Raw genomic sequence first — 12,908 nt, forward strand, 5'->3', positions numbered from 1 at the left:
CACTATCTTTCTTTTTCTAACAATCCTTATTTTGCAAGCGTATTCTGTTATATCAAACCTCATCATTTAACATTTCTTCTAAGGTATGCCAGCCTAATACAGCGCACTTTACTCTTGCCGGCATATGGGAAATATCCTTTAATGCCGAAGCTTCTTCCAGCTCGTCAATCTCTTCATCCGAAGCTTCTCCTTTTATCATTTTTAAGAATAATTCTCCTAAATGCAGTGCTTCCTCTTTCTTCTTTCCGACAATCATGCCCAGCATAATATCGGCAGATGCCTGGGAAATAGCACAGCCATCTCCTACAAATGCACCGTCTACGATTTCATCACCATCTAATTTTAATTTTAAAAAAATGTCATCCCCGCAGTTTGGATTCACGCCCTCTAATACCAGGTCGGCATCCGGAAGGTCATGCTTGAACTCCGGGTGAATATTGTGTTCAGTAAGGATTTCATTATAAAAACTTCTACTCTCCATATCCCATTCTCCTTCTGACTCCTGCTACGCTTTTCACCAGCGCATCGACTTCTTCTTCTGTATTGTAGAACATCAGGCTTGCTCTTGTTGCGGAGCGGACGCCCAGATACTCTAACAATGGCTGTGCACAATGATGACCTGCCCGGACAGCCACACCATCGGATTCCAATACTGCACTGACATCATGTGGATGCACATCTTCAATGGTAAATGTCAGGATTCCGGTATGCTCTTCTGCCAGTTCCGAACCCAGCACATGAACCTTCGGAATTGCTTTCAGTCCTTCTAAGGCTCTTTTCGTAAGTGTAAGTTCACGCTCCTGCATGGTTTCAAAACCGATTTTATTAATATAATCAATAGCGGCTGCCAGTCCCACTGCACCTGCTGCATTGACGGTTCCTGCTTCAAACTTATGAGGAAGCTCTGCATATTTTGCACCGTCTCTTGTTACAGAATCTATCATTTCTCCTCCGGTAAGGAATGGCGGCATTGCCTTTAAAAGTTTTTTCTTTCCATATAAGACACCAATTCCCATCGGTCCCATTAACTTGTGACCGGAAAATGCCAGAAAATCCACATCCAGCTTCTGCACATCAATCGGCATATGTGGGGAGCTCTGGGCTGCATCCAGCACGACTACTGCATTGCTCTTTCTTGCTCTTCGCACAATTTCCTCTACCGGAGTCGGACGTCCCAGCACATTGGATACTTGTGTGATTGCCACCAGTCTTGTTTTATCGGAGAAAGCTTCGTCTAGCTTTGCTTCGCTTAAGCTACCATCCTTTTCACATTCCAGATAAATAAGCTTTGCGCCGGTCTGTTTTGCCACCATCTGCCACGGCAGCATATTGCTGTGATGTTCCATAATGGAAACCACAATTTCGTCCTCCGGGCAAAGATTATTTAAGCCATAGCTGTACGCTACTAAATTCAGGCTCTCTGTGGTATTTCTGGTAAATATAATTTCTGTCTCAGATGCAGCATGGATAAACTGCTGAACTGTTTTTCTCGCTGCCTCATAGGCATCGGTTGCTTCCAGACTCAAAGGATAGAATCCACGCAGCGGATTGGCATTATGTTTTTCATAAAATTCCTTTTCCGCTTCAATGACGCATGCCGGCTTCTGTGCGGTTGCCGCATTATCAAGATAGATGACATCCCGGTCTTTAAAAAGAGGAAAATCCTTCTTAAAATCGTACATCCTAAATCACCTCTTCCAGCGCTTCCTTCGCAATTTTTTCTGCTGCTTCATCCTTCATCAAATCACAGATATGCTCCAATTTTGCACCTGTCACAATACGTTCTGCAGCTTCCTTATCAATACCTCTTGCGCCAAAATAGAACATGGTATCTTCATCTAATTCTCCAATGGTTGCTCCGTGATTTCCTTTTACGTCTTCCTGTGCACACAAAATCAATGGAATGGTCTTATTTTCCACATCATCACCCAGCAGAAGTACGCTTTCCTCTTCCTGTCCTTCTGCGCCGGAGGAACCACGTTTGAAATCAATGGTTCCACGGAAAACCTTATGTGCCTGTCCCCGAAGTGCTCCGTCAGAGTTGATATAACTCATGGTTTTCTCGCCGAAATGATTGGCTACCATATTATAGTCTAAAATCTGCTGTGCCTGACCAAGATATCCGGTCTCTGTAGCAAAATTACTTTCTTTTCCATTCAAATCCATGCGGCATCCGGAATAGAGATTCCCTTTTCCAAGGAACAACTGGATATATTCTACCTTTGCTCCTTCGCCAATTAAATTGCCGCCTATATCACTTAATAAAGTCTCATGCTCCTGCGGCATCTGAACCTGAATTAATCTTACAGATGCACCGCTTTCGACTTTCATTCTGACACGGACTGCCAGAGATGCTTCTGCGATACTGTCTTCCTCTTTTGTGGCATCCGGAGCCACACGGCTGTCCATCACAACAGTAAGTGTACTGTTTTCTTTTGCAACTATCTCTACACAGCCTGCCGTATGTGCATCTTTTTTACCGGAAATGTGCAGTCTTACGGTTTTATCCTGTCCTGCATTATCTGCAAGAATCTGATATTTTGCAGTATTTTCTGTTGCAAAGATTGCATCTGCTTCTCTTCCGGCACCGGTTTCAATGTCCGAAAGCTGCTCTGTTTCAGTAGATACTGCATCTCCCTCTGCTGCAATCTCACAAGGTTCTATCTTATTGCTCCATTTTATCGGAGTTTCATTTACCTTCAGCCAGTTCCAGGTAGGAGAAGGCAATTCATTGATTTTCATACTTACATTTTGTTCCATGCTCTTTCCACATCCCTTCTGCTATCCTATGCTGCCCTTCATCTCAAGGCGAATCAAATTGTTCATTTCCAGTGCGTACTCTAAAGGCAGTTCCTTGGAAACATTATCCGCAAATCCGCTGACGATGCAGGCTCTTGCGTCCTCTTCACTCATGCCTCTTGACATCAGATAAAAAATTGCTTCATCACTGATGCTTCCAATCTGGGCTTCATGTCCCACATTAGCATCCTTGGTACGGATGTCCATTGCCGGAATGGTATCGGAACGGGACTCAGAATCTAACATCAGAGACTGACAGGATACTGCTGACTTCGTGCCTTTCGCTTTCTTCGTTACCACAACGGAACTACGGAAAGTACTGATACCACCATCCTTGGAAATGGAACGGGTATTCATATAGGAGCTGGTGTCCGGTGCGCAGTGTACCACTTTGGCTCCGGTATCAAGGTTCTGTCCTTTTCCTGCAAAAGTTACACCGGTAAATTCCATGCGGGCGCCCTTTCCTTTTAAGACACTCATCGGATACAGATAGGATACATGTGAACCGAAGGAACCGGATACCCATTCAATAGTTCCGCCCTCTTCTACCAGTGCCCGCTTGGTATTTAAGTTATACATATTCTTTGACCAGTTCTCGATGGTGGAATAACGAAGTTTTGCATTCTTGCCAACATACAATTCCACGCATCCTGCATGCAGATTGGCTACGTTATATTTTGGTGCGGAACATCCTTCGATGAAATGAAGGGATGCTCCCTCATCTACGATAATCAATGTGTGTTCAAACTGTCCGGCACCTTTTGCATTCAGTCGGAAATAGGACTGCAGCGGAATCTCTACGTCCACACCCTTTGGCACATAAACGAAAGAACCGCCGGACCAGACTGCACCGTGCAATGCTGCAAATTTGTGGTCATTTGGTTTTACCAGCTTCATAAAGTGCTTCTGTATCATATCTGCATATTCACCATGCATTGCACTTTCCAAATCCGTATAAATAACGCCCTGTGCGGCAACTTCTTCTCTTACATTATGATAAACCAGTTCGGAATCATACTGTGCGCCAACACCTGCCAGTGACTTTCTCTCTGCCTGTGGAATTCCAAGACGCTCAAAGGTATCTTTAATGTCCTTTGGCACCTCAGACCATTTTCCCTTCATCTTTGTGTTTGGGCGGACATAGGTTACGATATGCTCCATGTCCAGTCCTTCAATCGATGGTCCCCAGTCTGGCACTTCCATTTCATTGTAAATCTGTAAAGACTGTAAACGGAAATTCTGCATCCAGACAGGGTCATTTTTCTCTTTTGATATCTGCTCTACGATTTCAGGAGTAAGACCTTCTTTCAGCTTATAAGCATCCTTCTCATCATCCCGGATATCATATATGCTTCTGTCGATATCTTCTACATAGCTTTTCTCTTCCATTCCTTACACTCCTTGCTCGTATTTTGCAAAACCATTCTCGTTTACTTCATCAATCAGGGAAGCATCTGCTGTCTTAACAATATGTCCTTCCACCATGATGTGTGTGTAATCTACGTGTAATGCCTCTAAAATCTTGGTGCTGTGTGTAATAATCAAAAGGCTTCCCCTACTGCTCTTCTGGTATTCTTCGATTCCTTTTGATACAGTTCTTACCGCATCTACATCCAGCCCGGAATCGGTTTCATCCAAAATCGCAAGCTCCGGCTTTAACATCAACATCTGTAAAATTTCAGCTTTCTTTTTTTCGCCGCCGGAAAATCCTACATTCAAATCACGTTCTGCATAAGATGGATCCATCTGTAAAAGTTCCATTTTCTCTGCCAGTTCTTTCTTAAAATCATAGAAACGGACTCTCTTTCCAGTCTTCTGTTCCAATGCACTACGGATAAAGGAACTTAAGGTAACGCCCGGTACTTCCAGTGGGTTCTGGAAAGATAAGAACATGCCGCTCTTTGCGCGTTCATTCACCGGCTCTCCGGTAATATTTTTTCCCTGAAAAAAGATTTCTCCGCTCTCTACCTGATAACGTGGATTACCAACCAGTGTATAACCCAGTGTAGATTTACCGGTTCCGTTTGGTCCCATCAGTACGTGTGTCTCATGTCTTCCTATTTCAAGATTTACGTCATGTAAAATATGTTTTTCTTCTACACTGACGTTCAGATTTTTAACCTCTAAAAGTAATTCTTTGCTCATTTTTCTTCCTCCTGCATCTATTGTTTCTTCTTCGCTGCTTTCTTCTCCGCTTCCTGCTTCGACTGCAGAACATCCGCCAGCGTCATTTCATCAAAATATTTATCTATCAAATCTGCCAGTCCCTTCCAGATTGGAAGTGTACAGCAGGAATCTGATTTTTCACATGGCTCCTGGTCTTCTCTTAAGCAGGATACCGGTGCAAGCGTTCCTTCTGTCAGCCGCAGGATATCACCAACCCTGTATTCTTCCGGTTTCCGCTTCAGACGATAACCGCCCTTCTTGCCGCTGACTCCTTCTATCATATGTCCCTTGGAAAGAATGGTCGAAATACTCTCTAAATATTTCTGGGAAATATTCAGTTTCTCGGCAATTCCTTTTAACGGAATATATTCTTCCGCATCATGCTCCGCCAGCTCGACCATGACCTTTAATGCATACCTTCCTTTGGTTGAAATCATGCTCTGCATTCCTCCTTTTCTGGTTCATTCGCATCATATACCCATTCGCCTACTATGTCAATAGGTGAATTGGTTCTGGTTTGTTCTTTTCGGGAAACAAAAAACGCCACCAAATGCATTTCATCGGTAAATTTTACCAATGCCATAATGCATTTCGTGACGTTTCTTATGAAAATATTCTATTTTCCGAAAAGCTTATTTATTGTAGTTTACAATCTTTCCGAAGTCAGCCTTTAAGGAAGCGCCTCCTACCAGACCACCATCGATATCAGCTTTTGCGAACAGCTCTGCTGCATTTCCTGCATTTACAGATCCACCGTACTGGATACGGATAGACTCAGCTGTTGCTTCATCATATACTTCACGGATGCAGGCACGGATTGCACCACAAACTTCTTCTGCCTGATCAGAAGTAGCTGTTTCACCGGTTCCGATTGCCCAGATTGGCTCGTAAGCAATAACTGCTGTTGCAGCCTGCTCTGCTGTTACGTTCTGGAATGCAATCTTAATCTGCATACGGATCCAGTCAAGGTAGATACCCTGTTTTCTCTGTGTTAAAGTCTCTCCACAGCAGATGATTGGTGTAATACCATGTTCGAAAGCTTTTAATACTTTCTTATTTACAGTCTCATCTGTCTCTGCGAAGTATTCTCTTCTCTCAGAATGTCCTAATACAACGTATTTTACGCCAGCGTCTGTAAGCATTGCCGGAGAGATTTCTCCTGTGTATGCTCCGCTCTCTTCAAAATACATATTCTCTGCACCGATGCAGATGTTAGAACCTTTTGCTGCTTCCATTGCTGGAATAATATCAATTGCTGGTACGCAGAATACTACATCTACGTCTTCGTTTGCTACTAATGGTTTTAATTCATTTACCAGTGCAACTGCCTCGCTAGGAGTTTTGTTCATTTTCCAGTTGCCGGCAATAATTTTTTTTCTTGCCATTTTAAAATGTCCTTCTTTCTTAAATATATAAGCTTTTGCCTGCATACAGGCATGTGCTTTGATTACTTATTTATCGTTTGCTGCTGCAACGCCTGGAAGCTCTTTACCCTCTAAGAACTCTAAGGATGCTCCACCACCTGTTGAGATGTGGCTCATCTTGTCACCGAATCCAAGCTGGTTAACTGCTGCTGCAGAATCTCCACCACCGATAATGGTTGTTGCATCTGTATCAGCTAAAGCTTTTGCTACAGCGATAGTACCTGCTGCAAGAGTTGGGTTCTCGAAGACACCCATAGGTCCGTTCCAAACAACAGTCTTAGCAGTCTTAACAGCATCTGCGAAAAGTGTCTGTGTCTTAGGTCCGATATCACAGCCTTCTCTGTCTGCCGGCATCTTGTCTGCATCATAAGTTTCTACTTCAACTGGAGCATCGATAGGATTTGGGAAATCTTTGATTGTTACAGCATCTACCGGAAGAAGAAGTTTCTTTCCAAGTTTCTCTGCCTTTGCCATCATTTCTTTACAATAATCGATCTTAGTATCATCTACTAAAGAGATTCCGATTTCATATCCTTTTGCTTTTAAGAATGTGTAAGCCATACCACCACCGATGATTAAGGTATCACATTTCTCAAGTAAGTTGTTGATTACATTTAATTTATCAGCAACTTTTGCACCACCAAGGATTGCAACGAATGGTCTTACCGGATTCTCTACTGCATTTCCAAGGAAGTCGATTTCTTTCTGCATTAAGTATCCAACTACTGCAGTGTCAACTAACTGTGCAACACCTACGTTAGAACAGTGTGCTCTGTGAGCTGTTCCGAATGCATCATTTACAAATACATCACAGATAGAAGCAAGGTCTTTAGAGAAAGCTTCTCCGTTCTTTGTCTCTTCTGGTCTGAAACGTGTATTCTCAAGTAAGATAACATCGCCATCGTTCATAGCTGCTACTGCTGCTCTTACGTTCTCACCAACAACTTCAGGGTCAACAACGAATTTAACTTCCTGTCCTAATAACTCTGTAAGTCTTGCTGCTACTGGTGCAAGAGTTTTGGTCTGTTTGTCTTCTTCTGTTTTTACTTTTCCTAAATGGGAGCAAAGGATAACCTTTCCACCATCAGCGATTAATTTCTTGATTGTAGGAAGCGCTGCAACCAGACGGTTCTCGTCTGTAATCTTTCCTTCTTTTAATGGTACGTTGAAATCACATCTGCAAAGAACGCGAAGTCCTTTTACATTAATATCATCTATAGATTTTTTATTTAATGACATATTAAGTAGTCTCCTTTAAATTTTATTTCTAATAGCAAGAAAGAGCCCGGTCCTAAAAGACCGGACCCTTTTCCTGAGTCTTATCTGCACTCTGGCAGCCTGTCGTTTAAAAAAGTAGTCTACCGTGCAGTGATTGTTCGTTAAACTACGGGAAACACGCTTTGCGGGTTTCTCTCGTAAATTATGCTAACTCGCTGAAGTATTTGATTGTACGAACCATCTGAGATGTGTAGCTGTTCTCGTTATCATACCAAGAAACAACCTGTACTTCGTACAGATCATCAGATACCTGGTTAACCATGGTCTGTGTTGCATCGAACAGAGAACCGAATCTCATTCCAACGATATCAGAAGATACGATTTCGTCTTCATTGTATCCGAAGGACTCGTTAGCTGCTGCTTTCATAGCTGCATTGATATCTTCTTTTGTAACGCCAGCTTTCTTAACAACTGCTGTTAAGATTGTTGTAGATCCTGTAGGGGTTGGAACACGCTGAGCAGATCCGATTAATTTTCCGTTCAGTTCTGGGATAACAAGTCCGATAGCTTTTGCTGCACCAGTGCTGTTTGGAACGATGTTAACTGCTGCTGCACGAGATCTTCTTAAATCACCTTTTCTCTGTGGTCCATCAAGAGTCATCTGATCACCTGTGTAAGCATGGATTGTTACCATGATACCAGACTGGATTGGAGCATATTTATTTAATGCATCAGCCATAGGTGCTAAGCAGTTTGTTGTACAAGAAGCTGCTGAAATGATTGTATCAGATGCTTTTAATGTCTCATGGTTTGTGTTGTATACGATTGTAGGAAGGTCATTACCTGCTGGAGCAGAAATAACAACTTTACGAGCACCTGCATTGATGTGTGCCTGTGCTTTTTCTTTGCTTGTATAGAAACCTGAACACTCTAATACAACGTCAACTTTTAATTCACCCCATGGGCAGTTGTTTGCATCTGGGAATGCATAGATTTTGATTTCTTTTCCACATACGATGATAGAATCATCTGTGCAGGATACTTCATCAGCATGCTCATATTTACCCTGAGAAGAATCATATTTTAACAAGTGTGCTAACATTTTAGGGCTTGTTAAATCGTTGATTGCTACTACTTCGTATCCTTCAGCACCAAACATCTGTCTGAATGCCAGACGACCAATACGGCCGAATCCATTAATTGCTACTCTTACTGCCATTATTAATTCCTCCTAGAAATTTAATATAAAATATCTTTATTTGGGATTGTACCCAATCTGGTATTATTCTAACCAATTTTTGTCGAAAGTTCAAGTAGTTCCCATCACTTTGTTAATTTTTTCACTATTTTTATTTCTTCTTTCTCATTTTCAAACAAATGTTACAATAGCTTTTCCATTTTTCATACTGTCTTTTGACAGATTGTCAAATTTCTATTATAGTATTCTGTGTATTATATACAAAGATTTTACTATACTTGTGAAAATGTAACATTTTTCTTAGTAGAAATGTGTAAACACCGGGTAAGGTTTGTGCAATATGTAGGCGAAGGGAATGGGAAAGCTTCTTCCCGAAAACACTGGAACAGTTATGATGTGAGAATCCGCAGCACTTCACGGGCAGTATTTTTCTTGAAATTAGGCTGTCTTTCCGGCTGCTTTGACCGGATACTGCTTTTGTCTGCCAGCAGCGGATACCACACTTTGTCTGAAGGGACTCTAAGAATTCCTGCAAAGATATTTGATTTGCGGCAACCGGCACAAATTCATATCCATATTCAGATTGTGCCTCGCTGGTACATCCATGTACCAGCGTTGCCGGGTTGCAAAAGGAATTCTACGAGTCCCTAACAGACGCCGTTCACGGTATCCGCACGCCGGCAGACAAAATGCAGTATACTGTCAAACATTGGAAAGACTGCTTATTATAAAAGAAAGAAAAATACTGCAGGTTGAAGTGCCGGCTTCTTACATACAAACGTTCCGGTGCTTTTGGGAAGAAGCTTTCTCATCCAGTTCCCCTACCTGCACAACCTTACCCGCCATACACCCCACAGAAAGGAGTACACTATGCTTTGGGACACACATATGCACACTGCTTTTTCTACCGACAGTGAGACCTCACCGGAATCCATGATTAAAGCCTCTATCGAACTGGGACTTGGCGGAATCTGCATTACCGACCATATGGATTATGATTATCCAAAAGAACATCCGGAGGATGAACCGGAATTTATCTTAGACACTCCGGTCTACTTCCCAACTATCCAGAAGCTGGGACAGCAATACAAAGATAAAATAAAAGTGCTGACCGGCATTGAGCTTGGATTGCAGCCTCATCTTGCTGCAAAACATCAGAAACTGATAAGCCGATATGACTTTGATTTTGTCATCGGCTCTTCCCATGTAATCCACGGCAAAGACCCTTACTACTCCCGCTTTTTTGAAGGAAAAACCGAGCAGCAGGCTTACCAGGAATATTTTGAATCTATCCTGGAAAATCTTGCGGTATTTAATAATTTTGATGTATATGGACATATCGATTATGTGGTACGCTACGGTCCAAACCGGAACCTTGAATATTCTTATCAGAAATATGCCGATGTCATTGATGCGATTTTAGAAAAGCTCATTGATATGGGAAAAGGAATTGAAATCAATACCGGTGGTTTCAAATATGGTCTGGGACATCCGAATCCAACAGAAGATATTATAAAACGTTATCACGAACTAGGCGGTGAAATCATTACCATCGGTGCCGATGCCCACAAACCGGAGCATGTTGCATTTGATTTTGCAAAAGTACCGGATATTTTAAAGGCCGCAGGCTTTCAGTATTTTACTGTATTCGAAAAGAGAAAACCGGCTTTTCTTCCTCTATAATTTTTTCAATATTTATGCTATGAGAAACATGCACAACACATTTCTCATAGCATTATTCTCACCTATTTTCCTCATTGTCGCATAAATATAAAAAACAGCAACCAACATTTGTAACAGTTCTTTCATACTTTCACTTTATTGGTTACTGTTCGAAAAATCATTTTTCACTCTTTAGGCTAAAATTTACATCATGTAACAACACACTTTTTCAAACTCTCAATTTCAAAATTATATCTACTTTATATTATTAATAACCATTTCATAATCCCACTTATTTGATATACTAAAAAATCTCCTATCAGTTCTCTCACATTATATATTTTTTAATAAAATATTTCCAAAACAAATTATATTATACTGTTCTAGCTTCATAAAATACCAAATACCTATCTCCCACCTTTTTCTTTTCTCCATTACATTTATATGCGAAACTCCATTCTAGAAGAACACTTTTTTCTTGCAATAAATCATCTCTAAACATTCTCTTTACTTCACGAACATAGGATATTATTTCATCAAGCTCATCTTTAGTCAGAAAAAATTTATCTCCATAATATTCTCTGTTTTCTCCTGTAATAATATATGTAACATCACATTTGCTATCAGAAACCAAATTCCACAAATCATCTTTTACAGCTTCAATCACAATTTTATTACTATATACATTCAATGTACCACTTTTTTCAGCTATAAAATATGGATAATAAATTACCATACCATTTTCCCCATATTTCTCTGAAGTTTCTTTTGCAAATATTTTAGCTTTCTCCGCTACTGCTCCAACACATCTAGGCAAATTTAAGTCTTCTCCATGATGAACTGCCGTTCGGACAGTCCATAATATGTCTGCATCAAATTTTGTATCTTTATTATAGATTTTCCATGGTATTGTTGGTAACAACGAATCTTTCAACTCGAAAAAACCAAATAATTTATTCATTCTATTTACCTCATTTTTTCTTCTAAATCACTATTTTTCAACCTTCTATATGTTGTTTTAACATATTCATCCATCATACCTGATATATAATCCAGCACTAGCCTTTCTTGCAATACATTTTTCAATCCTTCATCCCTACTTTCGCTTTCATATATTTTTTTATATTGATTTATTATATTATCAGCCCGATATTCTGGCGGTAAATATCTTGAATTATTCAAATAAAAATCATATAAAGTACTTAACATCTTCTCGCCATGTTGCTCATATGCATAAACTTCATCTGTATTTGTTATACATTCATATGTTGTCCTTTTTAGTCCAGAGGCTAATATACCATAATTAACAAAACCTATTTCCTTTTGTCTTTTTGTCCCCTTTTTTCGTTTTTCATCATCTGTCAATGTTACTATTCCTATATCATTTATTAGTGTGTTTATAATACGAGAAGTAACTTCTTTTCTATACAATTTTGAAAACTCTGCAGATGATATGTCATTTGTTTTATAACCTGCTCTTTCCTTACTTTCCTCGATAATTTTTTCTAAGCACTCTATACTTTTTTCATCTTTATTATTTTTATAAAAATCATGAAAAATATCGTCTAACGTAAAACTTCCTAGCCTCAATCCATCCTCTAAATCATGTGCAGCATATGCTATTTCATCTGCCAAGTCAACAATTTGAACATCAATCGTTCTTAATTCAACATCCGTTTCACTAATAATATTCTGAACCAATTCATAGTCCTTATCATATATAAATTTTTGCTTTGATAGTGATTCTTCTGACAGCTTCGAATTATATTTATTAAAATACTTCAATACACCCAGTAACGTTCTATACGTTAGATTTAAGCCTTGAAAATTTGCTCTTTTCTGTTCTACCGTTGTTAAAATTCTAAATGTCTGAGCATTTCCTTCAAATCCACCTGCAGATTTTGCTAATTTATTTAGATATCGTTCTCCAGCATGACCAAAAGGTGGATTTCCTATATCATGTGCTAATGCCGCAGCTTCAACAACATATATTTCATCCTGACTATATCCTATTTCTTTTGCAATTGACCTTGCAATCTGCGCTACTTCTAAACTATGTGTTAATCTATTTCGTATAAATTGATCCGATTGTACTGCAAACAATTGCATCTTTCCTTGAAGACGTCTAAATGATGATGCATACAGTATTCTCGTATAATCTCTTTGGTACTCTCCATCAGCCCTATAACGATTTCCTTCCTGATACAACCTTTTCTGTAAACCAGCATTTTCAGAAATAGGTTTTAAAAAAATATCTTTAATTTCGCCTGATTGTTGTTTTAAAATAGTGTCATTATTTTGCATATCTTTTCTCCCTTTCACTTCAATTAAATTAACTTTCTATTATTTTCCAACTCCTATCCAATTTTTCTTTAATAATACATAATTAAATATTTCTAATTTGTTCCTGTCAAAAAATATTTTCTTAAAAAATCTTCTTT

General features: G+C 39.8%; 12 protein-coding genes. 1 reads left to right on the forward strand and 11 read right to left on the reverse strand.

What is annotated here, in order from left to right:
- Nucleotides 1-52: 52 nt before the first annotated feature.
- From sufU to gap, 9 genes are all read right to left on the reverse strand, one after another.
- Nucleotides 53-481, reverse strand: coding sequence for a Fe-S cluster assembly sulfur transfer protein SufU (gene sufU / locus LKD41_RS12115; protein WP_022242397.1), 429 nt, complete (start codon nt 479-481; stop codon nt 53-55).
- On the reverse strand, nt 471-1,682 hold the full coding sequence (locus LKD41_RS12120; protein ID WP_227701333.1) for an aminotransferase class V-fold PLP-dependent enzyme: 1,212 nt from the start codon (nt 1,680-1,682) through the stop codon (nt 471-473). The genes sufU and LKD41_RS12120 overlap by 11 nt, the downstream gene beginning before the upstream one ends.
- A gap of 1 nt (nt 1,683) precedes the next feature.
- The gene (locus LKD41_RS12125; RefSeq protein ID WP_227701334.1) at nt 1,684-2,760 is read right to left on the reverse strand and encodes a SufB/SufD family protein; all 1,077 of its coding nucleotides are present in this window, start codon (nt 2,758-2,760) and stop codon (nt 1,684-1,686) included.
- Nucleotides 2,761-2,781: 21 nt separating this feature from the next.
- The gene (gene sufB, locus LKD41_RS12130) at nt 2,782-4,188 is read right to left on the reverse strand and encodes a Fe-S cluster assembly protein SufB (protein WP_227701335.1); all 1,407 of its coding nucleotides are present in this window, start codon (nt 4,186-4,188) and stop codon (nt 2,782-2,784) included.
- Between the two features lie 3 nt (nt 4,189-4,191).
- A complete protein-coding gene (sufC, locus tag LKD41_RS12135; RefSeq protein ID WP_227701336.1) occupies nt 4,192-4,944 on the reverse strand; it encodes a Fe-S cluster assembly ATPase SufC in 753 nt (250 codons plus the stop codon).
- A gap of 17 nt (nt 4,945-4,961) precedes the next feature.
- A complete protein-coding gene (locus tag LKD41_RS12140; protein WP_022242402.1) occupies nt 4,962-5,402 on the reverse strand; it encodes an RrF2 family transcriptional regulator in 441 nt (146 codons plus the stop codon).
- Nucleotides 5,403-5,597: 195 nt separating this feature from the next.
- Nucleotides 5,598-6,350: a triose-phosphate isomerase gene (gene tpiA / locus LKD41_RS12145; protein ID WP_022242403.1), complete on the reverse strand. Its 753-nt coding sequence runs from the start codon at nt 6,348-6,350 to the stop codon at nt 5,598-5,600.
- 66 nt (nt 6,351-6,416) lie between these two features.
- Nucleotides 6,417-7,628 (reverse strand): phosphoglycerate kinase, encoded by a 1,212-nt coding sequence (locus tag LKD41_RS12150; protein WP_022242404.1) that lies wholly within the window; start codon nt 7,626-7,628, stop codon nt 6,417-6,419.
- Between the two features lie 181 nt (nt 7,629-7,809).
- The gene (gene gap, locus LKD41_RS12155) at nt 7,810-8,826 is read right to left on the reverse strand and encodes a type I glyceraldehyde-3-phosphate dehydrogenase (RefSeq protein WP_022242405.1); all 1,017 of its coding nucleotides are present in this window, start codon (nt 8,824-8,826) and stop codon (nt 7,810-7,812) included.
- Between the two features lie 849 nt (nt 8,827-9,675).
- On the opposite strand from gap, the gene LKD41_RS12160 reads away from it, so the two are divergent.
- Nucleotides 9,676-10,488 (forward strand): histidinol-phosphatase HisJ family protein, encoded by an 813-nt coding sequence (locus tag LKD41_RS12160; protein WP_177387629.1) that lies wholly within the window; start codon nt 9,676-9,678, stop codon nt 10,486-10,488.
- 352 nt (nt 10,489-10,840) lie between these two features.
- Here the strand turns inward: LKD41_RS12160 and LKD41_RS12165 are convergent, their stop codons facing one another.
- Nucleotides 10,841-11,428 (reverse strand): hypothetical protein, encoded by a 588-nt coding sequence (locus LKD41_RS12165; protein ID WP_177387627.1) that lies wholly within the window; start codon nt 11,426-11,428, stop codon nt 10,841-10,843.
- A gap of 5 nt (nt 11,429-11,433) precedes the next feature.
- Nucleotides 11,434-12,771, reverse strand: a complete 1,338-nt coding sequence (locus LKD41_RS12170) for a deoxyguanosinetriphosphate triphosphohydrolase family protein (RefSeq protein WP_177387625.1) — start codon at nt 12,769-12,771, stop codon at nt 11,434-11,436.
- Nucleotides 12,772-12,908: the final 137 nt, after the last annotated feature.

It is taken from the genome of Roseburia sp. CLA-AA-H209, assembly GCF_020687575.1.
In the GTDB taxonomy this organism is placed as follows: domain Bacteria; phylum Bacillota; class Clostridia; order Lachnospirales; family Lachnospiraceae; genus Roseburia_C; species Roseburia_C amylophila.

Bases quoted from the DNA above. Each gene is read 5' to 3' on its own strand.
- gap (WP_022242405.1), bottom strand. From the start codon at position 8,826: ATGGCAGTAAGAGTAGCAATTAATGGATTCGGCCGTATTGGTCGTCTG.
- sufU (WP_022242397.1), bottom strand. From the start codon at position 481: ATGGAGAGTAGAAGTTTTTATAATGAAATCCTTACTGAACACAATATT.
- LKD41_RS12125 (WP_227701334.1), bottom strand. From the start codon at position 2,760: ATGGAACAAAATGTAAGTATGAAAATCAATGAATTGCCTTCTCCTACC.
- LKD41_RS12165 (WP_177387627.1), bottom strand. From the start codon at position 11,428: ATGAATAAATTATTTGGTTTTTTCGAGTTGAAAGATTCGTTGTTACCA.
- sufB (WP_227701335.1), bottom strand. From the start codon at position 4,188: ATGGAAGAGAAAAGCTATGTAGAAGATATCGACAGAAGCATATATGAT.
- LKD41_RS12120 (WP_227701333.1), bottom strand. From the start codon at position 1,682: ATGTACGATTTTAAGAAGGATTTTCCTCTTTTTAAAGACCGGGATGTC.
- LKD41_RS12150 (WP_022242404.1), bottom strand. From the start codon at position 7,628: ATGTCATTAAATAAAAAATCTATAGATGATATTAATGTAAAAGGACTT.
- LKD41_RS12160 (WP_177387629.1), top strand. From the start codon at position 9,676: ATGCTTTGGGACACACATATGCACACTGCTTTTTCTACCGACAGTGAG.
- LKD41_RS12140 (WP_022242402.1), bottom strand. From the start codon at position 5,402: ATGATTTCAACCAAAGGAAGGTATGCATTAAAGGTCATGGTCGAGCTG.
- sufC (WP_227701336.1), bottom strand. From the start codon at position 4,944: ATGAGCAAAGAATTACTTTTAGAGGTTAAAAATCTGAACGTCAGTGTA.
- tpiA (WP_022242403.1), bottom strand. From the start codon at position 6,350: ATGGCAAGAAAAAAAATTATTGCCGGCAACTGGAAAATGAACAAAACT.
- LKD41_RS12170 (WP_177387625.1), bottom strand. From the start codon at position 12,771: ATGCAAAATAATGACACTATTTTAAAACAACAATCAGGCGAAATTAAA.